This window comes from Amycolatopsis sp. NPDC051061, assembly GCF_040682935.1.
Classification (GTDB): Bacteria; Actinomycetota; Actinomycetes; order Mycobacteriales; family Pseudonocardiaceae; genus Amycolatopsis.
In genome coordinates this window covers 20812-44791 of record NZ_JBFBBZ010000037.1, presented here as the reverse complement: position 1 = coordinate 44791, position 23980 = coordinate 20812, and the positions used below count along the sequence as shown (strand labels likewise).

At 68.0% G+C, this 23980-nt stretch carries 23 protein-coding genes; 9 read left to right on the top strand and 14 right to left on the bottom strand.

Annotation, left to right across the window (positions count from 1 at the left end; genetic code table 11):
- Window positions 1-61: 61 nt before the first annotated feature.
- The gene (locus AB0N03_RS37460; protein WP_364382449.1) at window positions 62-397 is read right to left on the bottom strand and encodes a peptidase inhibitor family I36 protein; all 336 of its coding nucleotides are present in this window, start codon (window positions 395-397) and stop codon (window positions 62-64) included.
- Between the two features lie 554 nt (window positions 398-951).
- On the opposite strand from AB0N03_RS37460, the gene AB0N03_RS37455 reads away from it, so the two are divergent.
- On the top strand, window positions 952-3864 hold the full coding sequence (locus AB0N03_RS37455) for a BTAD domain-containing putative transcriptional regulator (RefSeq protein WP_364382292.1): 2913 nt from the start codon (window positions 952-954) through the stop codon (window positions 3862-3864).
- A gap of 154 nt (window positions 3865-4018) precedes the next feature.
- On the opposite strand, the gene AB0N03_RS37450 is transcribed toward AB0N03_RS37455, so the two are convergent.
- Window positions 4019-4225 carry a hypothetical protein gene (locus AB0N03_RS37450; RefSeq protein WP_364382289.1) on the bottom strand — a complete coding sequence of 69 codons (207 nt, stop codon included), beginning with the start codon at window positions 4223-4225 and terminating at the stop codon, window positions 4019-4021.
- Between the two features lie 10 nt (window positions 4226-4235).
- The gene (locus AB0N03_RS37445; RefSeq protein ID WP_364382286.1) at window positions 4236-4676 is read right to left on the bottom strand and encodes a hypothetical protein; all 441 of its coding nucleotides are present in this window, start codon (window positions 4674-4676) and stop codon (window positions 4236-4238) included.
- Between AB0N03_RS37445 and AB0N03_RS37440 the strand changes: the two genes are divergently transcribed.
- The 6 genes from AB0N03_RS37440 (at window position 4665) to AB0N03_RS37415 (ending at window position 9917) form a co-directional block, all read left to right on the top strand.
- On the top strand, window positions 4665-5069 hold the full coding sequence (locus AB0N03_RS37440; RefSeq protein WP_364382283.1) for a transposase: 405 nt from the start codon (window positions 4665-4667) through the stop codon (window positions 5067-5069). The two genes, AB0N03_RS37445 and AB0N03_RS37440, sit on opposite strands and share 12 nt — an antisense overlap.
- Before the next feature lie 657 nt (window positions 5070-5726).
- Window positions 5727-6731 (top strand): reverse transcriptase domain-containing protein, encoded by a 1005-nt coding sequence (locus AB0N03_RS37435; protein ID WP_364382280.1) that lies wholly within the window; start codon window positions 5727-5729, stop codon window positions 6729-6731.
- Window positions 6691-7470 carry a group II intron maturase-specific domain-containing protein gene (locus tag AB0N03_RS37430; protein ID WP_364382277.1) on the top strand — a complete coding sequence of 260 codons (780 nt, stop codon included), beginning with the start codon at window positions 6691-6693 and terminating at the stop codon, window positions 7468-7470. Before AB0N03_RS37435 ends, AB0N03_RS37430 begins: the two co-directional genes overlap by 41 nt.
- Before the next feature lie 46 nt (window positions 7471-7516).
- Window positions 7517-7777, top strand: coding sequence for a hypothetical protein (locus AB0N03_RS37425; protein WP_364382274.1), 261 nt, complete (start codon window positions 7517-7519; stop codon window positions 7775-7777).
- 373 nt (window positions 7778-8150) lie between these two features.
- Window positions 8151-9578, top strand: a complete 1428-nt coding sequence (gene ltrA / locus AB0N03_RS37420) for a group II intron reverse transcriptase/maturase (RefSeq protein ID WP_364382271.1) — start codon at window positions 8151-8153, stop codon at window positions 9576-9578.
- Between the two features lie 39 nt (window positions 9579-9617).
- Entirely contained in the window at window positions 9618-9917 is a 300-nt protein-coding gene (locus AB0N03_RS37415; protein ID WP_364382268.1) for a hypothetical protein, read from the top strand.
- A 276-nt stretch (window positions 9918-10193) separates the two neighbouring features.
- On the opposite strand, the gene AB0N03_RS37410 is transcribed toward AB0N03_RS37415, so the two are convergent.
- From AB0N03_RS37410 to AB0N03_RS37395, 4 genes are all read right to left on the bottom strand, one after another.
- The gene (locus AB0N03_RS37410; protein WP_364382266.1) at window positions 10194-10832 is read right to left on the bottom strand and encodes a TetR/AcrR family transcriptional regulator; all 639 of its coding nucleotides are present in this window, start codon (window positions 10830-10832) and stop codon (window positions 10194-10196) included.
- Window positions 10829-11206 carry a hypothetical protein gene (locus AB0N03_RS37405; RefSeq protein WP_364382263.1) on the bottom strand — a complete coding sequence of 126 codons (378 nt, stop codon included), beginning with the start codon at window positions 11204-11206 and terminating at the stop codon, window positions 10829-10831. Before AB0N03_RS37405 ends, AB0N03_RS37410 begins: the two co-directional genes overlap by 4 nt.
- Before the next feature lie 401 nt (window positions 11207-11607).
- Window positions 11608-12291 carry a response regulator transcription factor gene (locus AB0N03_RS37400; RefSeq protein ID WP_364382261.1) on the bottom strand — a complete coding sequence of 228 codons (684 nt, stop codon included), beginning with the start codon at window positions 12289-12291 and terminating at the stop codon, window positions 11608-11610.
- Entirely contained in the window at window positions 12288-13499 is a 1212-nt protein-coding gene (locus AB0N03_RS37395; RefSeq protein ID WP_364382258.1) for a histidine kinase, read from the bottom strand. Before AB0N03_RS37395 ends, AB0N03_RS37400 begins: the two co-directional genes overlap by 4 nt.
- A gap of 108 nt (window positions 13500-13607) precedes the next feature.
- On the opposite strand from AB0N03_RS37395, the gene AB0N03_RS37390 reads away from it, so the two are divergent.
- A complete protein-coding gene (locus tag AB0N03_RS37390) occupies window positions 13608-15584 on the top strand; it encodes an alpha/beta hydrolase (protein WP_364382255.1) in 1977 nt (658 codons plus the stop codon).
- A gap of 130 nt (window positions 15585-15714) precedes the next feature.
- Here the strand turns inward: AB0N03_RS37390 and AB0N03_RS37385 are convergent, their stop codons facing one another.
- Window positions 15715-15987, bottom strand: coding sequence for a hypothetical protein (locus AB0N03_RS37385; RefSeq protein WP_364382252.1), 273 nt, complete (start codon window positions 15985-15987; stop codon window positions 15715-15717).
- 665 nt (window positions 15988-16652) lie between these two features.
- Here AB0N03_RS37385 and AB0N03_RS37380 point away from each other — a divergent pair.
- On the top strand, window positions 16653-17102 hold the full coding sequence (locus AB0N03_RS37380; RefSeq protein ID WP_364382249.1) for an alpha/beta fold hydrolase: 450 nt from the start codon (window positions 16653-16655) through the stop codon (window positions 17100-17102).
- A gap of 98 nt (window positions 17103-17200) precedes the next feature.
- On the opposite strand, the gene AB0N03_RS37375 is transcribed toward AB0N03_RS37380, so the two are convergent.
- The 6 genes from AB0N03_RS37375 to AB0N03_RS37350 form a co-directional block, all read right to left on the bottom strand.
- Window positions 17201-18193, bottom strand: coding sequence for a fumarylacetoacetate hydrolase family protein (locus AB0N03_RS37375; RefSeq protein ID WP_364382246.1), 993 nt, complete (start codon window positions 18191-18193; stop codon window positions 17201-17203).
- Window positions 18190-19698: a bifunctional 3-(3-hydroxy-phenyl)propionate/3-hydroxycinnamic acid hydroxylase gene (locus tag AB0N03_RS37370; protein ID WP_364382243.1), complete on the bottom strand. Its 1509-nt coding sequence runs from the start codon at window positions 19696-19698 to the stop codon at window positions 18190-18192. The genes AB0N03_RS37375 and AB0N03_RS37370 overlap by 4 nt, the downstream gene beginning before the upstream one ends.
- A 12-nt stretch (window positions 19699-19710) precedes the next feature.
- Window positions 19711-20565 (bottom strand): SMP-30/gluconolactonase/LRE family protein, encoded by an 855-nt coding sequence (locus tag AB0N03_RS37365; protein WP_364382240.1) that lies wholly within the window; start codon window positions 20563-20565, stop codon window positions 19711-19713.
- Window positions 20566-20575: 10 nt separating this feature from the next.
- Window positions 20576-21460, bottom strand: coding sequence for a VOC family protein (locus AB0N03_RS37360; RefSeq protein ID WP_364382237.1), 885 nt, complete (start codon window positions 21458-21460; stop codon window positions 20576-20578).
- Complete coding sequence (locus AB0N03_RS37355; RefSeq protein ID WP_364382234.1) at window positions 21460-22308, bottom strand: fumarylacetoacetate hydrolase family protein; 849 nt, start codon at window positions 22306-22308, stop codon at window positions 21460-21462. Before AB0N03_RS37355 ends, AB0N03_RS37360 begins: the two co-directional genes overlap by 1 nt.
- Window positions 22309-22393: 85 nt before the next feature.
- On the bottom strand, window positions 22394-23890 hold the full coding sequence (locus tag AB0N03_RS37350) for an AMP-binding protein (protein ID WP_364382231.1): 1497 nt from the start codon (window positions 23888-23890) through the stop codon (window positions 22394-22396).
- Window positions 23891-23980: the final 90 nt, after the last annotated feature.

Below are 23980 nucleotides of genomic sequence, written 5' to 3'. Positions count from 1 at the left end.
TGTCCGCCACCGTGCCGCGCAACGGACGAATTCCCTGGCAGGGCGCGCCCTGCCGTTCCGGTCAGCCGCAGCTGCCAGTCACCCACTGGTGCGAACGGACCTGATAAGTGCCGGCGAGGTCACCTTTCTGACCCTGCCTCGTGCATCCGACCGAGTTGTTGTAGCCGGTGTTCCGGTAGTACCTGACGCCGGTGAAACCGGACGAGGTGCCGCGGTTGTAGACCGACTTCACTTCGGCGTTGGTTGCCCAGGAACACCGAATGGCACCCGATGTCCAGTCCGGGTCGGCGACGCTCCACATGCATCGCCCACCGGTACCGCCGAAGCCGTTCCAGAAGCAGACATTGCCGAGGCTGCAGTCCCACGGGCGAGTGCGGCGCCGGTCTCGGCATCCCAGGTCGCCGGAGCGGGAATTCCCGAAGCGGCGACAGTCGTGTGGGCCACCGACGTGACCGCGGTTTTCGCCTGTGCCGACGGCGCCGCACTGTGATTACTCGGATGAGTTCTGGCTATGCCGACTGGTCCGACCATTCCGATGCACATGGTAAGGACAAATGCTAGTAATTTCATCATTTTTCTCCCTAGTGAAACATTTCATTTGGACGCCACGAGCGTTCCGCCCGCCAACTGGTCCCGAAAATTAGCCCCGTCGGGTCACCAAAGCACTAGAGTGCACGGCCATCCGTGTGAACCGCTTGCCGGTTTTCTGCATCGGCCTGGTCGGACTGCTAAGACGGAGGCGGACACGGATCGCGCTGGGGAGGGCGGGTGGTCCGGATCGTCATTGCTACTTTCGCGGGTCGCCCGCAGCGGGTCGAACGGCGAGCCCCCTCGTCTCCCTGTGTGCCGGCTGCGAGCGATCCGCGGTTTCACGATTGCACCCGGGCTGTACACGATCAGCACATCCGGCGAACATTGAGGGATAACGAGGGATCGAGCGGAGGGGGTCTCGTGGAGTTCCTGCTCCTGGGGTCGGTCGACGCGCGATCTGGCGCCGAGCATCTGCGGCTGACCTCCCAGCGGCAACGCGCTGTCCTTGCGGCCTTGCTGATGACACCCAACGTGGTGGTGCCGCTGCAGCGGTTGGTGGAAGTCGTCTGGGGGGAAGCTGCGCCGGCGTCGGCGATGGCGAACCTGCGGACGCACGTTTCGCGGCTGCGACAGCAGCTCGCCGCGTTGGACAGCGGGCAGCGGATTCAGGCCCGGGCGGGCGGGTACCTGATCGAAACCCGGCCGGACGAGGTCGACGTCGAACGGTTCCACCGCATCGCCGGTCACGGGCATCGTGCGTTCGTGGCTGGAGACGACGCATTGGCCGCACAGCTGCTTGGGCAGGCGTTGAGTCTGTGGCGAGGGCAACCGCTGTCCGGTCTGCCCCCGACCCCGGCGATCGACGGTGAGGCCCAGCGCCTGCTCGAGGCCCGGTGGGCTGTTGTCGAGGACGACTGCCGGGCTCGGATGAACCTCGGGGCGTGCGCCGACGTTGCCGGTGAGCTGCGCCGGCTGGTCGCCGATCACCCGCTCCACGAACGGCTGTGGTCACTGCTGATGCTTGCGCTGGCCGGCGCTGGGCAGCAGGCGGCCGCGCTGGACGCTTACTGCGTCATCCGCGACCGGCTGGCCGGCGAGCTGGGCGCCGAGCCAGGACCCGACTTGCGCGACGCTCACTTGGCGGTCCTGCAGCAACGCGGCGTTCCCGCCACATTGCCCGTGACGCCCGCGCAGCTGCCCCGGGCTGCCACCGGGTTCCGTGGGCGCCACGCCGAACTCCTCGCACTCGACCGGCTCTTGCTCTCCGGCGACGGTCCACGCCTCGTGGTCATCGCCGGGACTGCAGGAGCTGGCAAGTCCGAGCTGGCGACACAGTGGGCGCACCGAGTCCGCGAGAAGTTCCCCGACGGCCAGCTCTACGCAGACCTCCACGACACGTGCGGTCCAGCCTCGGTCCTTGCGCGGTTCCTCCGGGCGCTCGGTGTCCCGGCTCAGCAGATTCCGCGCGACGTGATCGAGGCCGCAACGCTGTACCGGTCGGTGCTGGCCGCGAAAAGCGTGCTCTGCCTCGTGGACAACGTCACCGACGCCGCCGAGGTACGGCCGCTACTGCCGGCGGCTTCGAGCTGCGCGGTCGTGGTCACCAGCCGTAACCGCCTGGACGGACTGGTCGCCCTCGAGGGTGCCCACCGCATCAGCTTGGACGTCTTGCCGCCGGCCGACGCTGTCGCTGTGCTCACCGCTGCTATCGGCGCAGAACGGCCGACAGAAGAATCGACGGCCACCGCCGAACTCGCCGAGACGTGTGCGCGGCTGCCGCTCGCGCTGCGCATCGCCGGCGCACAGATTCGGCACCGCGCCGGGCGCCGGGTGGCCGACCACCTCGCCGACATGCGCAGCCAGGGCGTGCTGAACAGCCTGACCGTCGACGGCGACACCAGTGCGGTCCGCGCTGCCTACGATCTGTCGTACCAGGCTCTCGACGGCGCTACCCGCCGTACGTTTCGCCTGCTCGGCCTAGTGCCCGGGGGCGACTTCACACCGGATGCGGCCGGTGCACTGACCGGTGCGCCGACCGCAGTGATCACCCGCCAGCTGGAGCGCCTGGCTTTCGCGCACCTGGTTCGAGAGCACGCACCGAACCGCTACCGGCTGCACGACTTGCTCCGTCAGTACGCTGCCGAACGCGCCCAGACCGAGGACGACAGCGAGGCAGCGACGGGAGCGCTTTTCGGGCACTATCTCGCCTATGCCGACGCGGCGGCAGATCTCTTGTACTCGCCCATGCTGCGCCTGCCCGGGCCACGCTCGCATCCGGATGCGTTCGCTGACCGGGATGCCGCGCGGGCATGGCTTGGGACTGGATTCCCCAATCTGGTCGCTGCGATCCGTCACGCCCACACGCGCAATAACCCCGTGTTGGTGTGCCGGCTCGTCGACGCCCTGCGTGGGTACTGCATGACCAACTGGTCTGTCGAAGGGCCAGAACTCGCCCGGATCGGGCTGGAATCGGCTAACGCTACCGGCCGGCCCGATCTGTGCGCGGTGGCGCACAACCACCTCGCGGCATCCTACGCACTCCGCTGCGATGTCCCGCCCGCCATCAGGCACTTCGAAGCCGCCTTGCACCTCTACCGAGCACTGCGGTCCCGCCGCGGCATGACCGCTGTGTTGAACAACCTCGCCGGGCTGCACCTGACCATCGGAGACCTGGATCGTGCGACCACCGCCTTCGCGGAGGCGATCGCGCTCGAGGCCGCGCCCCATCCATGGCGTCAGCTCAACCTCGGCCTCCTGCATGAACACCGTGGAGACCTGACGAAGGCCGCGGCCATTTACACGCAGCAGGTGGCTGATGACCCCCAACCTTGCGCCCTCGTCTTGCTCGCCCGGGTCGGCGTCCGTGTCGGTGACTACGTCGCAGCGCGTCACGCCGCCGAAGAAGCTGCCGAACAGGCCCGGCGCATCAACGACCGCAGCATCGAGGCGGGCGCACTCGCGGTGCTCAGTACGGTCCATGCCGGCGTCGGCAACCACGCAGGTGCGGTGCAACTCGCTGAAACCGCGATCGAGTCCGCCGCCGACCCCGCCGCCGAAGCAGCCGGGTATGCCGCCTTGGCGGCAGGCCACCTCGCGGGCAGTCAGTACCGGCTCGCGCTGCTCAACGCCCATCACGCGCTCCACCTCACCCGTCGGCTCGGTACCCGCTTCGAGGAGTGTGAGGCACTCCTGCAGTTAGCCCACATCCACCGCGCCGCCGGTACCCGGGCAGAGGCCGACCACTACTTCGGTGCGGCCCTGCGAATCGCCGAATTCCACGGCTATCGCGGCCTCGCCGGCCGTGTACTGGGGAGAGCGGCAAGGACGTCGTAGCCGTGGAGTGCTGACCCGAGCCACGGTGCCGCGCAGTCGCGCCAGACGCCCGCTCATCGGCAGTGGCGGACGTTAAGTCTTCGTCGCCATGATCGGTTCCGCACCGTGGATCTGGAACGTGTTCTCTTCGTGTTCGTGAGTCGGCGGCGCCGTGTCATGCGCTGGTGGGGTCTGTGGCGAAGCGGTCGGGGTGGGCTGCGCGGACGTAGCTCACGGCGGTGGTGACGCCGAGCCCGAATACACGGATGAGCTGGACAGGGTCGGCGGTGTGGTGGGCCTCGTCGAGGATGCGGTCGGTGCGCAACTGCCGCGCGGTGACCCCGAGCTGCCGGAACGGAGCGCCGAGGCCGTACCGGCTCATCGGGGCCTGCTCATGCGCGGTGAGGCGGGTGATGAGCAGGTGCGCATTCAGACTGAGGGGGCCAGCGCTCGCGTCGAGTTCGTAGCCACTCAGCCGTTAACCGGGCGACAAGTGCGTCCAGAACGAACGTGAACGGCAGGCCGCCGCGTTCGACGGCGAACGTGCCGCACGCGGCGTCGTAGTGGCTCAGTTTCAGCGCGCGCAGATCCTCGATACCCAGTGCGTGCACTGCGACGAGCGCAGTGATCAGCCGGGCGCGCGGGTCGGTGAGCCGGTCGAGTACGCCACGCAGCTGGTTGAGTGGCAGCGGCCGCGGGAGTCGTTGTGGCTGGCGTGCAGTGACGGCTTGGGCGGGGTCGGTGAAAATGCACCGCTCGCGCTTCAGGCTGCGAAACAGTGACCGCAGGGCGCTGCGCACGTTCGTCGACGACTTTCCGCGGTGCTCGCGCACGGCGTCCTCGTGATCTGCGTCGATGAGTTCGGGCCGCTGAACCTGCAACCCCGACCTGGTCGCGGCTGGTTCCGCCGCGGCCACCCGGCCCGGCAGCGCGCCACCTACACTCGCACCAAAGGCATTCGGCACATGCTCGCCGCGCTCGACCTCACGTCCGGGCAGATGTTCTACCGGTTCCGTGACCGCAAACGCTGGCCGCAGTTCCTGGACTTCTGCAAGCAGCTGCGCCGTCGCTTCCCGGTCGGGAAGCTCTACCTGGTCTGTGACAACTACGGACCGCATGGCAAGGCCGAGGTCAGAGCCTGGTGTGCCGATCACGACATCGAGCTGGTCTACACGCCCACCAATGCGTCATGGCTGAACTGGATCGTGCGACACGAGGTCGCATGAGATGAGTGGAACTCATCGAAGGAGGGTCGACTGATGTCGATGGTGTAGTTCTCGGTCCCGTGCGCAAGGACCGTCCCCGCCTCGGCGTGCGTCGCGGGTGACCGCGGGGTGCGGAGCCCGAGGTTCAAGGCCCAAGGGCTGCTGTTCCATCCGGTGGCTACAGGCTGGGGAAGACAGGACGGGTGAATTGCGTGAATCCTCGTTGACGCCTCGTCATTAGCACTCTCGCCGATGGGATGTTGGAGTGAGAGATAGGGGCCGGCCGTTGCGAGACGGCGGGTGCCGCCCGGGGGGATTTGGCCGGGCGGGAGCGCACCACCGTCCCCGGGGTACAGAGGGCGCCCAACCCGGTCGTATCTATCTCATGCGGAACGTGACAACCCCGTTGGGGTCCAAGCGAAACACTGCTTGGTAGGCCGACCGTGAGGAAGGCTGAACTCCCCAGTGGGCGCAGGACGACCCGAGAAGCGAATGCCGGTAGCCGCAAGGCAGCAGGAAACCGGGCACCACGAGCTGGCTCCTTCGCTGGCGGTGCCTGCATAACTGGCCGGATAGGGGCTGATGCTCTGACCTGAAAGGGTGCTGACGCGGGTCGGGTGAGCCTGCGACGACTCAGGTGCTCGACAACGCTGGAACCGAAGGGGCAAGTTGGACGCCATGACCATGCTGGAGACGACCGTGGTCGCCAACAGCGACGGCATGATGAACGGACCCGAGGACCTTCCCTTCGACTGGGACGCTGTGGAATGGCGGACGGTCGAGGACGGGGTACGGCGGCTGCGGCAACGGATCTTCGCGGCGTCACAGGCAGGGGACCTGAAGAAGGTCCGCAATCTCCAGAAGCTGATGCTTCGCTCCCGCAGCAACGTGTTGCTGAGCGTGCGACGGGTGACGGAGGTCAACGCTGGCCGCAAGACGGCCGGGGTCGACGGCAAAGTCGTGGTGGCACCGGAACAGAAGGCCGAACTGGCCGACTGGGTGCAGCACCAGGCCGAACCGTGGTCACCTCTTCCGGTCAAGCGGGTGTATGTGCCGAAAAGCAACGGGCGCTGCCGTCAACTCGGGATTCCTGTGATCGCCGACAGGTGCCTTCAAGCCCTGGCGGTGAACGCGTTGGAGCCTGAGTGGGAGGCCCGGTTCGAGCCGAAATCCTATGGGTTCAGGCCGGGTCGTGGTTGCCACGACGCGATCGTGGCTATCCACACGACGTCGAGTCGCCCTGACGCGAAGCGTCTGTGGGTACTCGACGCCGATCTGGAGGCGGCATTCGACCGGCTCAACCATGATCACATCTACGAGTCGCTGGGCACGTTCCCCGCACGGGGCTTGGTGTCCGGGTGGCTGAAAGCCGGTGTAAACGAGGATGGCCGGTTCAGCCCGACCGGGGACGGGGTTCCTCAGGGCGGGGTGATCAGTCCGTTGCTGCTCAACGTTGCTCTGCACGGTATGGAGGCCGCCGCCGGGGTTCGCTACTACGTCACCGGCACTCGTGCCGGCAAGACGATGACGAACTGCCCGGCGGTGATCCGCTACGCCGACGACCTGATCGCCTTGTGTCACTCCCGTGAGCAGGCCGAGCAGGTCAAGGCGCGGCTCGCGGAATGGTTGGCCCCCAAGGGGGTTGGTCTTCAACGAGGACAAGACCCAGATCACGCACCTTGATCGGGGGGTGGACTTCCTGGGGTTCACCATTCGCCGTTACCCCAACGGAAAGCTGCTGACCAAGCCGAGCAACGACGCGTTGCGACGGATCCGGAAACGGTTGTCCTCCGAAGCGAAAGCTCTACGTGGGGCCAACGTTGAGGCGGTGATCGGCAAGTTCAACCCGATCATCGCCGGATGGGCCGCCTACTACCGGATCGGGGTGTCCAAACGAGTCTTCGGCGCTTTGGACGCGCACATGTGGAGATTGGTCTACAAGTGGGCCAGGTTCTCCCATCCGAACAAGTCGACGCGCTGGGTGATTGCCCGGTACTTCGGCATGTTCAACCCCGCCAGGCGAGACAAGTGGATACTCGGAAGCCAGAAGACCGGTTTCTACCTACGAAAGTTCGCCTGGACACCGATCGTTCGGCACCGGATGGTCGCAGGAACGGCGTCCCCGGACGATCCGTCCCTGACCGGCTACTGGGCACACCGACGTCGCCGCAACCCGCCCCCGATGGGCACGAGCACGCTACGACTCCTCCGGGTCCAGCGCGGTCGCTGCCCGCTCTGTCAGGGGCCGCTGCTGCACGCCGACCATGAGCCACAAAGCCCACAGGAGTGGGAACAATGGCTCACGGCGACCCGCAAGGCGATCCGCAAAAACGGTCACCGCGTGGGGTGCTGGCACGCCGGACGAACGCGTCGCAGACCGTCTCATACACGCCCACTGCCAGCGCCGACACACCGGCAATGACCACGGGCACAGCACTTCTGACTGCCAGTGAGCCTACAGGGCTTGCTTGAGCCGGTTGCCTGGAAATCGGGCATGGCCGGTTCTGAGGGGGCGGGGACGCGGCAACGCGTCCCCGCTACCCGACGAGTGCGAGTTCACCGCGGTCCGCTACTTCACCCTCGACGGCAGCGACTACCCCAGCCACGCCGCTCAGGAAGCCGCCATCGCCGGGTACCTCCGCTGGCGCAACCGCCACTGCCACCCGAAACGCCACTTCGCCGTCAACTCCAAGATCCGCCGCCCGGATTACCTACCCAACGTTGCTTGATGCAGCACTAGCTCAAATCTGGCGGATATGGGCTGGTTTGCAGCGCGTGGGCACCCTTGCGGGTGCTCAACTCCGAAGCCGCGAATGGTCGCCGGCGAGGAGGTCACGGTGAAAGCCTGCGGCGTAGCCGTGGCGATGCTGTCGGGGCAAAGCTGGGCGCTTCCCTCATCGATCGGTAAGCAGTGAACGTGGGAACCACCTTCGGTCGTCCCTCACCCGGCCCACCAGGCCAGCGAGGGACAGGCCCCGCCGTCGGCTGTTGGCCGGAAGTGGGACGGAGGCCCCGTAGTAGTCCGCGGGCGGGAAAGCCGTCCACATGGCGAAGGGGCCAGCAAGTCAGCAGCGGACGCAAGGGAATGCCGGGAGGACGTTGGTGAACACCGACGCGCTGGACTGGGCCTTAATCAAGGCTGAGCGCCGGGTACTGGAGATCCAGGCCAAGCTGCACCAACGAGCGATGAGCGACCCTCATCGCAGGTTCGATGATCTGTACAACCTCGTTGCCGATCCCGCGTTCCTGTTGGTTGCATGGGCGCGGGTGCGGGGAAATAAGGGTGCCCGCACGGCTGGAGTGGACGGCGAGACCGCCTACTACGTAGAGACCGTGCGTGGGGTCGAGGCATACCTCGACCAGCTGCGAACTTCCTTGAAGGAGCGTAGTTTCTGCCCGCTGCCGGTGCGCGAGCGGATGGTCCCAAAGGCGAGCGGGAAGCTTCGCCGACCGGGCATCCCCACGGTGTCGGATCGGGTGGTCCAGGCATCCCTGAAGCTGGTGCTGGAACCGATCTTCGAGTCGGATTTTCTTCCGTGCTCGTACGGTTTCCGGCCGAACCGGCGCGCGCACGACGCCATCGCCGAAATGCGGCTCCTGGCGTCCCATAGCTACGAATGGGTGCTGGAAGCCGACATCGCGGCCTGCTTCGACGAGATCGCTCACCCGGCCGTGATGGACCGGGTTCGACGTCGCATCGGAGACAAGCGCGTGCTCACGCTGGTGAAGGCGTTCTTGAAAGCCGGAATCATGGGAGAAACCGGGTTCAAAGACACCTCCAGTGGAACCCCGCAAGGAGGCATCCTGTCACCGTTGCTCGCGAACGTGGCACTGTCCGCGCTCGACGACTACGTCGCCGAGCTTCCGGGCGGTTCACGAGCCACCAAGGGTGACAGGGCGAAGCGGCGTCGTCAGGGTCTGGCCAATTACCGGATTATCCGGTACGCGGACGACTTTGCGATCATGGTGTCTGGCAGCAGATCGCACGCTGACGCGTTGCTTGACGACCTCTCAACGGTGCTGTCCACGCTTGGGCTCCGGCTCGCGTGGGACAAGACCAGGGTGGTCCACATCGACGAGGGCCTCGACTTCCTGGGGTGGCGCATCCAACGTCACCGCAAGCGAGGAACCGCCAGCACGCACTTCGTCTACACGTACCCTGCCGCCAAGTCGGTGCAGTCGGTGAAGACGAAGATCAAAGCGATCTGCCGGGCAAATACGAACCTGCCGCTATCGGTTGTGCTGCACAGGCTCAACAGCCTGTTGCGAGGCTGGACCGCCTACTTCCGACCAGGGGTGTCGAGCCGGGCCTTTCAATATCTGCGTGCCTTTACCTGGCAGCAGGTCGGCGGATGGCTCCGGAAGAAACACCAGCACACCAGGTGGAAGGATATCCGCCGCCGCTACTGCGGCGGCGGATGGTGGCCCGCTGACCAAGGAGTGGTGCTCTTCAACCCCGGAGCTGTTCGGACCACCCGGTACCGCTACCGAGGAACCGTGATCCCCACTCCGTGGTCGACCGCAGCGTGAGAAACATTTGTCGCTGCGAAGGGACTTGTGGAGAGCCGGATGCCTGGCAACAGGCACGTCCGGTTCGGCGAGCGGCTCGCAGAAACGGACCGGCGGCAACGCCGACACCGCGCTGCGGGCCGACTCAACATGCTGCCCCTCGAGCTCGGCGGCGCCCCGAAAGACCCCACCAACCTGTGGCCCGAACCCCACGCCGGCTCGGAGAACTCCTCCAGCAAGGACTCCGTCGAGAACGCCGTCAAGAAAGCCGTCTGCGCCGACCAGGCCACCCTCGCCAACGCCCAGAATGCGATGCTCACCGACTGGACCACCGCCAAGTCCGTCCTCGGCATCGGCTGAGCAGGTCAGGACTGTGGTGGCGGCAGCAGGGCATAGCAGTCGCCCGCAGCTTGCGGCGCGGACCGGCCTCGGGCGTAATCAGCGACTGGGTATGGACACTGGACGTGGCGTGATATTTCGGGTAGGTGATCAGCTGCGACAAATACTTGAACACATGAACGATGTTGCGGCAGGCGGAACTAACCCTGGCTGACATAGCTCTGCTCGCGCAGTTTCTCTGCGCGCTGGAACGTCGCGCACGACGTGCGGCGGATGCTCGAAGAATCCTTATGTTAACTAGGCAAGCGCGCTTCCCGCGATGACGTGCGGGAAGCGCGCTGTCTGCGAGAGGTCACTGAGTGTCGGCCGCCCTCGCCTAAGTCCCTTTCTATGAATCTGCCTGGCCGGCCTCGACTGCCACGAGGCTGCCCAGTTGCAGATCCCCAGGACACCGAAAGTCGCGATGTGCGGCTCGACGGGCTGGAACTCGCCGGACGCGATGCCGTCCGCGATGACTGGCCGGACGGCTTCGAACGTGGTCCGGCGGCCGTTGCGGAACTTTTCGGTGCTGTCTGGGGAAAGGTCGGACTCGGACTTGACCAGGAGGAGGATGCGTTCGCGGTGGGACACGATCCAGTGGACGAGCCAGTGGGCCATGGTGTGCAGCCGCTCCGCCGCGTCCGGGTCGGCGCGCTCGCCGATGGCCTTGAGATCCTCCGCGGGGCCGTTGGTCTCCTCGACGATCAGGCGGTCGAGGACCTCGTCCTTGCTCTTGAAGTAGTAGTACAGCGCGGGACGCTTCAATCCCATGGACCCGGCGACGTCCTGCAGGCTGGTGCCCGCGAATCCCCGTTCCGCGAACAGGCGAGTGGCGTGCTCGAGCACCTCGTTCTCCATGAGCTGCTTGCGGCGCGAGGCCGGCGCCGGGCCGGTCACGGCAGGTCCGCCTCGGGAGCCGGTGCCGGGTGCGCCGGGCGCGACAGGACCGCCACGATGGAAACCGCGATGACAACGGCGCCGTAGACTGTCACGGCGAGGAAGCTCCCGGACAGTTTGAGCAGGGCCGTGGCGACCACGGCGGCCGTGCCGCCGAAGACCGAGTTGGTTCCGGTGTACGCGATCGACGACCCGGAGTACCGCATGCGCACGGGGAACGCGTCGGCGTAGAAAGAGGACTGTGCCGAGAGAGCGATGATCACCGACCCGACGACCCCAGTGGTGCAGAGCCCGATGAGCCCGACGTTGCCGGCGTGGATGACCGGGAATAGCGGAACGAAGGAGACGGCAAGCGCGACCAGCACGACCAGCATGGCGTTCCGCGGGCCGAAGCGATCGGTAAGCCAGCCGGCTGAACCGCGGGCCCCGGCTGCGCGAACTCGCGGTCACGGTGACAGGCCCGTACGTGCGCGGCATCGTGGGGCCCGACCGGATCGCGGCGACCCCGCACCTCGGCGGCATTCTCCATCGCCTGCGCGGACAATGCCGCCGGATCGCCGCTCGACCTCGAGCTCACGAGCACCGGCCGGTGCGGTCGCATGTGGCATCTCCACCGCCCGTTCGCCGTGCCCGGGGTCCACCGGAGCAACCACCCCGAACCCGCGACGCGGCCGGGCCTGGTGCGGCACCCGGCCGGTCGCGGTTTCGGCGATGGTGACGAGCACATGGCCGCTGCCGCGGGTATGTCACTCACGCGCAGAGCAGTGCGGCGCGTTCACAGGCCGGATGTGTCGTGGGGCTCGATCAAGCCGTGGTGGTGGGCGAAGCGCACGGCGTGCACCCGATCTCGGAGGCCGAGCTTGGCCAGAACACGCGAGACGTGGGTTTTGACGGTCTGTTCGCCGACGTACAGCTGCTCGCCGATTTCGGCGTTCGAGAAGCCAGTGGCCATCAACAGGAACACTTCGCGCTCGCGCGCGGTCAGTCGCTCCAGGCCGGGCGCCCGCTCCCGGTCCGGAATGGCCGGGGCCAGCGCGTCGACCAGGCGCGGAGCGAGCCGGTGGGTGATCGACGGGTCGAGGTAGGTGTCACCCCGGGCGGCGACGCGGATCGCCGTCACGAGTTCTTCGGGTGGCAAGCTCTTCAGGACGAACGCGCTCACCCCCGAGGCCAGCGCCGAGCGCAGGTAGTCGTCGGTGCCGAACGTGGTCAGCAGGACGACCTTCAGCGCCCGCCGCCCCGACGACATCAGCTGGCGGGCAGCCGCGAGACCGTCGAGCTTGGGCATGCGCACGTCCAGGACGGCCAGGTCCGGGTCCAGGGCACTGATGGCCTCGATGGCGCTGTAGCCGTCACCGACGTCGGCGACGCATTCCATGTCCGGCTGCGCGTCGAGGACCGCGCGGAAACCGGACCGGAACATCGCGTGGTCGTCGGCGATCACGATCCGCAAGGTCACGATCCACTTCCCAGGGGCATGGTCACGCTCGACTCCCAATAGTGCCCGTCTCCGACCGTGCCGAAGGACGCCGCCCCACCAAGTGCGTCCGCGCGTGTGCGCATCCCTTCGAGACCCACCCCGAGACCCGGGGAGTCTCCCGAGGCCGCGATCCGGTTGCGGGTGGTGAGACCCACGTGGTCGCCGCCGTAGTCGAGTTCCACCCGGGCCGCCTTCCCGTCGCCGTGGCGCAGGGCGTTCGTCATCATCTCCTGCGCGACCCGGTACAGGGTGGTGTCGACGGCCCGCGGCAGCGGGTGCGGGGTGTTGTAGACGACGTACGTCACCTGCAGGCCGGACGACCGGACGCCCTCGAACAGGTCCGGCAGCATCGCGGCTCCCGGCTGCTCCGGCGAATCGTCACCTTCGTGCAGCAGGGAAAGCAGCCGTCGCAGGTCGACCATCGCCGCCTGGCTGGATGTCTCCACGGCGGTGAGCGAGGTGCGCACCGAGCCGCCGTCCGCGACCGGCACGGCCGCGAGGTTCAGCCGGGCCGCTGTGGCGTGGACGCCGATCGCGCTGACGTGGTGGGAGATGACGTCGTGCAGATCGATGGCGATCGTTTCGCGCTCCTTGACCACCGCCGCCGCCACCTCCGCCCGCGCGTCGCGCAGCGCCGCTTCCCGCTGGTGGCGCAGTTCGTCCACGTGCGCCTTGCGCGCGGTGGTGTACCGCCCGACCAGCCACGGCAGCAGGGCGTTGGCGGACACGAGAGTCACCAGGGAAGCTGGCGCGGTCAGCCCGCTGACCAGTAACGAGCACAGAACACCGCCGCACAGCGCGACCAGCGCCGCACTGGCCGGCAGGCCCCGCAGCCAGGCACCGGCCCGGTACGCGCCGACCAGCTGGCCGGCGGTGCTCGCGCTCCGGCCGGGAAGCACCAAGGCGAGCGCGGGAACCAGCAAAGCGTGCCCGACCGCGACCCAGCCGGAGAACTTCGGCGACGACACGAGAGCGGCGTCCGCGACGACGATTCCGGCCAGCAGCACCACGTTCCACGGTCCCGGCGCCGGCCCCCGCGCCAGGAAACTCACCACATCGATGACCAGGCACACGACCCCCACCAGGACCGACTGGCGCGCCAGCGACCGCTCCGCCCCGTGCACGCCGGCGCGGGCGAGCCACTGGCGGATCGGCGGGCGTTCCCCCTCGTGCGTGCTGCTGAACATCCGGTCATTCTGCCTGGCGCGAACCGGCCGGAAGTCACTCCCGAGAGGGACAAACGATCACAGCGCGGTATGACGCCCGCCGGTGGGCCCGGCTCATAACGTGCCGCCATGCGCTTGTCCCTCTCCCGCCGAGCCGGCGCTTTCGCCGGCGTCGCAGCTGTCCTGCTCGTGCTGAGCACCGTCATCTTCTGGCCGGACGGCACGCCCCGCGTCCCGCCCGGCGCCACGCCGGACTCACTGACCGTCCGGCCCTGCACCTTCGACACGGAAGCCGGAGCCCGGCCCGCCGACTGCGGAACGCTCGTGGTCGCGGAAAACCGCGCGAACCCGGCGTCGAACCTGATCGCCCTGCCCGTCATCCGGATCCGTGCCACCGCACAACCCACGGGCGAACCGATCTTCCGGCTCGGCGGTGGACCGGGTCTGTCGAACATGGACTTCCCCGAGGCCGCCCGGCTCACCGACCACCACGACGTGGTCCTCGTCGGTTACCGGGGAGTCGACGGCTCACGACGGCTGGACTGTCCCGAGGTGACCTCGGCCCTGCAGTCGTCCGAGGGCATGACCGGCCCGGACGCCCTGCCCGTGACCAGCCGGGCGTTCGGCCAGTGCGCGAACCGGCTGCGACGCTCCGGTGTGGACCTGACCGGCTATTCGGTCGTCCAGCGCGTCGAGGACATGGAATCGGCGCGCAAAGCCCTGGGCTACCCGCGGATCGACCTGGTCAGCTCCAGCGCGGGAACCCGGACCGCGATGGTCTACGGGTGGCGCCACCCCGAGGCGCTGCTGCGCTCGGCGATGATTTCGGTCAACCCACCCGGCCACCTGTTCTGGGACCCGCGCACCACCGACTCCCAGTTCGCGCAGTACGCCGAGCTGTGCCGGGCAGACGCCGCCTGTGCCGCGAAGACGCCCGACCTCGCGGCGGCCATCCGCGACGCCGTCGCCACGATGCCGCCCAGCTGGGGGCCGCTGGCCATCAAGAACACCAACGTGCGGATCCTGAGCCAGTACGCGATGCACTACAACGGCGGCGGGTCGGCGCCGAGCAACGCCCCCACGGCGATCGATGCCTACCTCGACGGCGGGCCGGGCGCGATGTGGGCGATGTCCGTCCTCGCCGACCTCGCCCTGCCCACCTCCACCGTCTGGGGCGAGTTCGCCTCCTTCTCCATGATCGACGCCCCCGCCACGCAGCAGTACTACGCCCAGGGTGGCGATCCCGGCTCGATCCTCGGCAACGCCTCGACCGACTTCCTCTGGGGCGGCCCGGCAGGCTTCTCCACCGCGTGGCCGGACAGCCCGGACAACGCCGAATACCGCACGGTCCGACCGAGTTCGGTCGAGACCCTGCTCGTCGGCGGCGAACTCGACTTTTCCACGCCGCCGGTGAACGCCACGAAGGAACTGCTGCCCGCGCTGTCCCGCGGCCAGCAGGTGATCCTGCCCGGACTGGGCCACACCAACGACTTCTGGGAGCACCGGCCCGAGGCCGGCGAGCACCTGCTGACCACCTTCTTCGACACCGGCCGGGTCGACAGCTCGCAGTTCGACCGCCGTCCGGTCGACTTCGACGCGGTGCCGCTCAGCATGCCCACGATCGCCGGCCTGCTCGTCGGCGTCACGACCGGAGGAGCGCTGCTCGGCCTGCTCGTGCTCGGCCTGCTCGTCCGCAAGCGCCTGCGGCGCGGCGCGCCGGGCCGCCGGGCGAGCCGGTGGATCCGGGCCCTGATCGTGATACCGCTGGGCCTGGCCGGCTGGTTCCTCGGGGTCCTGTTCGCCTGGACGCTGGCACCCGGCTGGTTCATCGCCGGTCCCACCGTGGTGGTGCCCGGCGCCGGGCTGCTGATCGGCCTCGGTGCGTACCTCGCCCGATCGACGACGCGCTCGGGATCCCGATTCGGCGGTGCCGCGGCGACGGTCGCCGGTGCGTTGGTGGGGGCTTGGCTCGCGGCGCTGGCCGGAACCGGTTTGGTACTCCCGGCTGTCGCGATCGTCGGCGCGGCGTTGGGCGCGAACCTCGTTCTCGCGCTCAGCGGTCGCCGCCGGCATGTCGAGATGGCTGCTCCGGCCGCCGCGGGGTGATCACCGGCGTCACCCCCGGGCGAGTTCGCGGAGACGAGACTCCCCCGACCCATCGTGAGCAGGTCGCGGACGCGGGGCACCCAGCCCAGTTCCTCGCGGGTGCGTGGTGCGCGAATGCGGCTGGAGGCGCTCATGATGAGCGCGCCGAACTCGCCCCACACCGTGGCCGCTCTTCCGGGGACAGGCTGCGGGTCGGCCGGTCCAGGACGAGGTCGAAGAGCCGGATCACGTAGTCGACGTGCACGTGGCTGTAGGTGTTGAACCCTTCGCCGACGTAGCAGGCGGCGCCGGTGCCGGCCACCGACCGGTAGATCATCGACAAGTGCCCGTGGTCGCCCGGGCCCCGGATCAGTCCGGGCCGGGCGACCATGCCGCGGATCTCGCGGTTCGCCGCGGCGCGCACCAGCTGCTCCGTAGTGACTGTGGGCCCATTCGGAGAGGCGCCGCTTGTTCGGGTGGCAGGCTTCGACGCGCCGGCAGGTTTCGCGCAGGGTTCCGTGCAGCTGGTAGCGGTGGCTGAAGGTGCGGATCATGCCGTAGTGGGCCAGGTAGTCTCCGCGCAGGCACTGGGCGGGGATGCCGGTGGTGGGCCGGATGGGGAGCAGGTCGCCGTATTCGCCGCGGTCACCGGAACGGGGGACCGCGAACCAGCCGCCCCACGGGGACCTCGCGACCCTGGACCCAGCGGCGATTCTCGAGCTCGGGCAGCGAACGGGCGAGTTCCGCACGTTTCCCGTGCAGCCCATTGTGATCGCGGTACGGCAGGCCATCGACGGTGCCGTCCTTCACTCATCCTGGGACGCCGGCTTCGACGTGCCTGGCTACTGCGAGGAAATAGTCACGATCTTCGATCTGGCAACACGGGGGAAACCATGAGCACGGTTTTGATAGCTGCGTTCGACTCCAGAGGGAGGTCGCACCGTTCACCGGCCTCGGAGTCCGGCTGCAGCGGGCCAGGTACCAGGTCGCCATCGCGGCCTGCGAACCCTATGCCGCTCCCGTGATCCATCTGGTGAACGCCTGACGTCGACCGCGACACGCAGATAGCTCGTCAACCAGGAGGTAGTCATGACGGTCAAGATGGCCCGGCACGGAGACATCGAACTCGCCTACGAGACAATGAGACCGCCCAGCGGCGAGCCGCTGCTGCTGGTCTCCGGAATCTCGCAGATGCTCGTCTGGCACGACGACTTCTGCGCGGCGCTGGTGGAGCGTGGCTTCCAGGTGGCCCGGTTCGACAACCGTGACACCGGGCTTTCCACCCACCTGCACCACGCTGGGCGGCCGAGCAAGCTGGCCTTGCTGCTACGCCCCAGCCGTGCGGTCCAATATCAGTTGACCGATCTGGCTGACGACGCGGTCGCGGTGCTGGACGCGCTGGGTTGGCCGAGCGCACACGTCGTCGGCGAGACCCGCGGCGGCATGATCGCGCAGTCGATGGCCGTGCGGCACCCGGACAGGCTGCGCGATCGAAGACCCCGAAGGCGCCAACTACTGATGTCAGTGAACCGCAAATAGCGGTCGCGGCGGCGGGTCGCCTTGGGCAGTCGCAACGTGCGCCGTCGGTCTGCGTTGCGGGCTGATGGCGAGACCTTCGACTCCGGCGCTGGTGCCCGTCATCGATAGCTTCGGGGAATGTCGACCGCGCGCCTCGGTCCTTCGCCCTTGCGACCCACTCGATTGCGCAAGACCCCGATCCCCTCGGCCTCGAGCTCGACCACGCTGCCCTGGCCGATCCAGCGATCGAGTTCGACGCCGCAGCCCTTTCCAACGGTGCCGCTGCCTAGCAGGTCACCGGGCTGCAGCGTCTGTTCCTGGCTGGTCCATTCGATGATCTCCTCGAAGGAGAAGTGCATCGCGCCAAGTGTGCCCGTGGACCACAGTTCGCCGTCGACGCTGGCCTTGAGGGGTGCGGTCAGCGGGTCGAACTCGTCGGGGGTGGCAATGCAGGGCCCGACCGAGCTACCGAAGTCCTTGGCGAGGGCCGGCCCGATGCCGATGCTCATTTCTCGCTCCTGGATGTCCCGGGCGCTCCAGTCGTTGTAGAGCGTGTAGCCGACGATGTGCCGGTCCGCGTCCGCGGCCGAGATCCGTCGACCCCGGCTGCCGATCACGGCACAGACTTCCAGCTCGTAGTCGAGTTTGTCCGTGTAGGCAGGCCACGGGACCGTGTCCTCGGGACCGTAGATCTCATCGACGTTGCCCTTGTAGTGCGCCGGGATCCGGTACCACTCGTCGGGCACGTCGCCGATCACCCCGGCGGCCACGCACCCTCGCATGTGCTCCTCGACGACCATGTAGTCCCGCAAGCTGTTCGGTCGCGGGAGCGGGGCGACGAGCTGCACCTTGGCCGCGGCGCGTACCACCGGCGCCTCGTGTCCGGCCTGCGTGGCCGCGTCACAAACTTCCCGCACCTCATCGATCGCCGGGTCGCCCCCGGCGATGACGCGGATGAGCTCCGACGATCCGTCCAGTTCGCGCGCTCCGCGAAGCGGCCGCCCCGCGGCAGCCAGGGCTTGGTCGATGTCCACAACGTTCCCACCGTTCAACACCCCGGCACGCAGCACCGGCCCGGCCGGCTGCGCGACAGCGAACGTGACCAGCTTCATCGGACCGGCTCCGCAGCCGCGACCGGAGCCGGAGCGAGGGCGGCGCCGAGTCGCGCGACGAGAGCATCCAGCTCGCCGGGCTCGCTGGCCGCACCGAACAGGTAGCGATCCGGCCGCACGAGAGCGGCCACGACACGAAGACCGGAGAGCCACTTCGCGACTTCGCCCGGCGCCGCCTGCACGGTCCGGACGTCCAACGCCTCCAGCCACTCCGTCGTGGTCGGGTCTGCGCCAGCCAGGGCCTCTGGCGTGGCGACGAGGGCGAAGCGATAGCCCACGACATCGTCGAGCAGTTCGTCGGACGGGGTGCGCGGTTGCGCGCTCAGGGTGCCCGCCAGCTCACCCTGCTCGTCCCGGACACCGGGCCCAAGGGGCGGCCGCAGCGCCTGGGCCTGGAACACGACAGGCTCCTCCTCCGGGGCTTCAAGAGTCTCGATATGGTTCGCCAGCTCAGCGGCCAACGTGGTGTAGGCCAGGACGTGCGGTCGGCGCTCGCTCTGGTAAGTGTCGAGAAGGGAGGCTGGCGAATCGCCGCGCACGACCCGCCCGAGCTTCCAGGCCAGGTTCGTGGCGTCCCGGATGCCCGAGCACATCCCCTGGCCCAGGTGCGGCGGCATGGTGTGTGCGGCATCCCCGGCGATCAGGACCCGGCCGGCCCGCCACTGGTCGGCGGTCAGCGAGCGCCATTCGTAGACGTCGCAGCGCAGAAGCCGGTACTCGTGCGGGGCGAACCAGGGCGCGACCACCTCGTAGGCCTTCTCCGTGCGCTCGAACTCGACGGAGTCGTCGTCAGGCCGCAGCATCAGCTCGTACCGCATCCGAGGGGCTGCGATCGGGATCATGGTCAGCGGGTTGCGGATGGCCGCCTGGATCCACGAGTCCCGCCCCGCCAGCCGCTCGTCCTCCACAAGCGGCATGATGTCGATGATCAACGAACGGTGGGTCGCGTGGTGGTCGGTCTGTGTGAACCCCATGGCGCGCCGGACCCAAGAGTTCGCCCCGTCAGCGCCTACCACGTAGGACGCGGTCACCTGGGAGGGCAGGTCGGTGGCGATCTCGCGCATGCTCAGCACGACTTCGTCGTCGGTCGCGTCCAGCTCGGTGACCTCCCAGCCGAACCACGTGCTCGCCCGTGCGTAGTTGTGGGCGTGGCCGCGCAGGACGGACTCGAAGTCCGGCTGGTGGAACATGTAGTCCGACTGCCAGCCCTGCTCGGTCAACCCGCGGTTCATGTCCATCGCCATGACCATGCGCCACTGCGCGTCGTAATGACGGTAGGTACCGGTGAGCGAGAAGGTCTTCTCCAGTTCGTGGAGGCCGAGCGTCTGGAAGGCGCGCATGGTCTCGTCGTCGAGATGAGTTGCGCGGCGGGCCATCGGCATCCGCCCGCGGTCGACCACCGCCACGCTCAGGCCCTCGTGCTCGAGGAGCCGGGCAAGGGCAAGACCGGTGGTCCCGCAGCCGATGACGACGACGTCGACGTGTTCGCCGGTGCGTCCGCTCATGTCGTTCTACCTCTACTCGTGATCGTCGTTGATCGAGGGGTGGATGCAGGTCACGCTGGCGCGGGTGCGCTGCCGGTGCGCGGCCTCGAATATCGACAGCTCGGGGTCGAGGCTGACCGCCGTAGTCAGCACGAGTTCGCCGGACGGCCCGCAGCAGCACGCGATGGCGAACCCGTCGACGTCGATGCGGTCGACGAGCACCCCGTCGGCGATACGGACGAAGGCCTCGCCAGTGGTGGTGGCCACCCACACCGATCCGTCCGCGCCGGCGCATGCGCCATCGGGCAGGAAGGTCTCGCCCAGCTCTGCCCGCAGGTCGAACCAGGTGCGGCGGTCGGTGAGCTTCCCCGCGGGGTCGATGGTGAAGGCGGTGAGCCGGCCGGCGAACGTCTCCGCCACGACGAGGGTGGCGCCCCCGTCCACGGTCACCAAGCCGTTGGGGAACAACAGATCCTCGGCAGCGGCGGTCACGGGCTCGTCGCTGCCGGGCGGCGGAACCCGGAGCAGCTGGCCCGGCTTTTCCGGACCGCGGACCTCGTCCACGAGGACCGTTCCGTCCGGCAGCACGATCAGGTCACCGAGAGTGCCCTGAACCCAGTCGGTGAACTCCGCGTGCAACGACCAGTCCCGGCCGTCGAAACGGTCGAGCCGTGCCCCGGTCATCCGGGCTCCGACGAGCTCACCTGAGGGCAGGAAACCCGTTCCGTTGACCGCGAGGTCCAGGTGGTGGTCGCGCCTGCCGTCCTCACCGCCCAGGATCACCAGGCGCGAACCCTGGGTGTCCGACACCCACAGCCGGCCATCCCGCCAGCGTGGCGACTCGGCCCAGACGAGGTCGTCGGCGAGCAGCCGTGAGCCCGCGGTCATGCTGCCCACGTCAGGCCTTTCGAGGGGCCGGCGGCAGCCCGAGCTCAGGGAAGCCTTCCGGCGTGAGGTGCGGCCCCCACAGGCTCACCCACTTGTGGCCATCGAGGCTCCACTCTCCTGGCGTGTGCCGGGCGTCGTCGTAGATCCGTTCCATGTCGCAGTAGAACTCCTGCACGAGCCCACTCGGCTCCAGCACGTAGGTGGCGATGTTGCGACCCATGCCGTGTCGGAGGGGGCCCCACAGCACCGACTCGCCACGGGCGTCGACGAGGTCGGCAATCGCGGCGATCTCGACGATCGTCGGGTATTCCCAGGCGACGTGGTGAATCTGCCCCGGGCCCGGGAACACGCCGATGCCGTGGTGGTCGACGTTGCAACGCAGAAAGACGCCCTCGCCGGCACGGTCGGACACTCGGAAGTCGAACAGCTCGACGAGCATCCGCTCCATCCGGCGCGGCTCGGGCACGAAGAAGTTGAAGTGGCCCAACCGGGTCGGCCGCAGGACTGCGGTCGGGGCGGGCGCCGGGACCTGCGTCATCCGGCTGTAGATCTGGAACACGAATCCGAACTCGTCGACGAAGCTGAAGCCGTCCTCCAGCCCGACACCCAGGGCGGCGTCGTCCAGGATCTGCAGCCCTGCGGCTTCGACCCGTTTGCGCGCCTCGGCGAGGGATTCCGCGTCTGCTGCGAGCAGTCCGACGTGGTCGAGTGCGTCTTCGTCCGACTCGATGTATTGGAGGCTGTGGTGCGCGGTGCCGAGCGTGAACCACACCTGGCCGTCCGCTCGCTCGCTGGGGTGCAGGCCGAGCGTCTCCATGGCGAATTCTTCGGCTGCGGCAAGGTCTCGGACGCGGATCGCGACATGGCCGATCTCGCTGATGACGGGGGCGAGCATCAGGCGGTCTTACGGGAGTTGCGGGCGGCGACGCATCGTGTGGTCTGCATCCCGAGTCCGTCGATGGTGCATGACATGGTGCTCCCAGGGGTGAGATAAGTGGGCGGATCGGCGACGTGGCCTACTCCGGCGGGCGTGCCGGTGGCGATCAGGTCGCCGGGCGCGAGGGTGATGATCGTGCTGATGTAGGAGACGATCTGTGCGACGGTGAAGACCAGGTCGTCGGTCTTGGAGGACTGTTTGACCTCTCCGTCGACCGACAGCTCCATCTGCAGGGACCGGGCGTGGTCGACCTCGTCTGGCGTCACGAGGTACGGGCCGACCGGGGTGGACTGCTCGAAAGTCTTGCCGGACAGGAACTGCGAGGTCCGTAGCTGCCAGTCCCGCATCGAGACGTCGTTGACCACGGTGTAGCCGGCTACGTGGTCCAGTGCCTCGGACTCGCTTACATGCCGGGCCGGCTTGCCGATCACGACGCCCAGCTCGATCTCCCAGTCGACCTTGTCGGAGTTGGCGGGGATCGGGAGCTCGTCGTTCGCACCGATCAGGCTGCGAGCGAACTTGGCGAACAATGTCGGGTACTGCGGCAGCGGCAGGTCGGCCTCCGCCGCGTGGGAGGCGTAGTTGAGGCCGACGCAGAACACCTTCTCGGGCGCGGGTGTCAGCGGCGCGAAGTCTGCGTCAGCCGCTGCGACGCGCTGACCGCTCTCGGCGGCAGCCCGCTCTGTCCAGTCGTCGCCGGAGGCGAGGAGCTGCCCGACGTCGGTGAACGGCAGGAGGACCAGCTCGTCTCCGTCGAGACGTGCGCCTCGAAGCCCGGCATCGGTTCGGATGGTCGCTACCCGCATGGGTGACTCCGTTCTCGTACAGGTACTGATCCGAGACGGATCAGATCGTTCTCGACCTCACGTAGCGGCGCACTTCGGAGGTCGCTCACCAGCGCGTCCAACCCGCGCGGAGGGCCTTTTTGTCGATCTTGCCGATCGGGGTCGTCGGAATTGCGGCAACCTGTTCGTAGGCCTTCGGGCGCTTGTAGGACGCCAGCTCCGACCGACAGCGGAGGGCCGCGCTGTCGGCATCGAAGTCATCACCGGGAACCACGAAAGCGACGACGGCTTCGCCCCAATCGGGGTGCGGCACGCCGACGACGGCGACCTGCTCGACGCCGGTACACGTGCCCAGAACGTTTTCCACCTCAGTGGTGTAGACGTTCATTCCGCCGCTGATGATCATGTCGTTCTTGCGGTCGAGCAGGCGCAAGTAGCCGTAATCGTCGAGCGCGCCGATGTCGCCAGTGTGCAGCCATCCGTCCCGGACGGTGGCGGCGGTCTTCTCGGGCAGTCCGTGGTAGCCGGCCATGACATACGGCGCGCGGGCGCAAACCTCACCCGCCGCTCCTGCGGGAAGAGGGGAACCGTCGTCGTCCAGGATCCGCAGGTGGACCATCGCGGCAGCCCGGCCGCAGCTTTGCAACCGGTCGGGGCGGTCAGGGTCGTGATCCTCGCGAGTGAGACGGGTCAGGAAGTTCGGGGCCTCGGATTGCCCGTAGAGCTGCATGAAGACCGGGCCGAACCGTTTCAGGCCGGCAGCGAGGCGTTCCGGGGTGATCGGAGCGGCGCCGTACAGGATGGTGCGCAGCGATGAGACGTCGACGTCCACGTCCTCACCGGCGTCGAGTAGCCGGTAGATCATCGTCGGCACCAGGAACAGGAAGGTGACGGCGTCACGCTCGATCAGTCTCAGGGTCTGTTCGGCGTCGAAGCGTGTCGCGATGCCGACCCGGGCGCCCTTGAGCAGCCCCGCCTGGGCGAGGAACCCGGCCGAGTGAGGCAGAGGGGTGTTCAGGAGCAGGCATTCGTCGTCTTGGAACCCGACCTCGACGACGTGCGCGAGTAGATTGAGCGCGAGTCCGGCCTGGTTGTGGACCACGCCCTTCTGCCGGCCGGTTGTCCCGCCCGTGTAAAGAATCAGCGCCGTGTCCGTTCCGGACACAGTGACATCGGGTGGGCCGGCGTGGGCAGCGATGGTCGGATCGGTATCCCAACCGGGTTGGCCCGGGACGAGTACCGCCTCAAGGCACGTGGCGCGCGCGGTCGAGGCCATGGGTTCGTCGGCGAGAGCGATCCGCGCGCCGCAGTCACGCAAGATGAAGGACATCTCGGGCTCGGAGAGCATCACGTTGATCGGCACCTTCGCCGCACCGGCACGGATGATGGCCTGGTCGGCAATCAGCCACTCCAGCCGGTTGGACATCATCAGGGCCACCGGTTCCCCCGGTTTGACACCGAGATCGACCAGTGTGCGGGCGAGATGATTCGCCGCCGCCACGAGGTCGGCGTAGGACATCTGCCGGTCGTCGACACGGATGGCCGGCCGATCCCCGAAGCGGTCGAGCGCGTCGCGCAACAGCGAGTGCAGCGTCGTATCCACGTCAGCGCCCATCGTCGAGCCGACAGGACACCGAGTTCGCGCCGGAGCACGATGCCGAAGCGCTGACCCGCCGCAGTCGGGTCGCGCGGG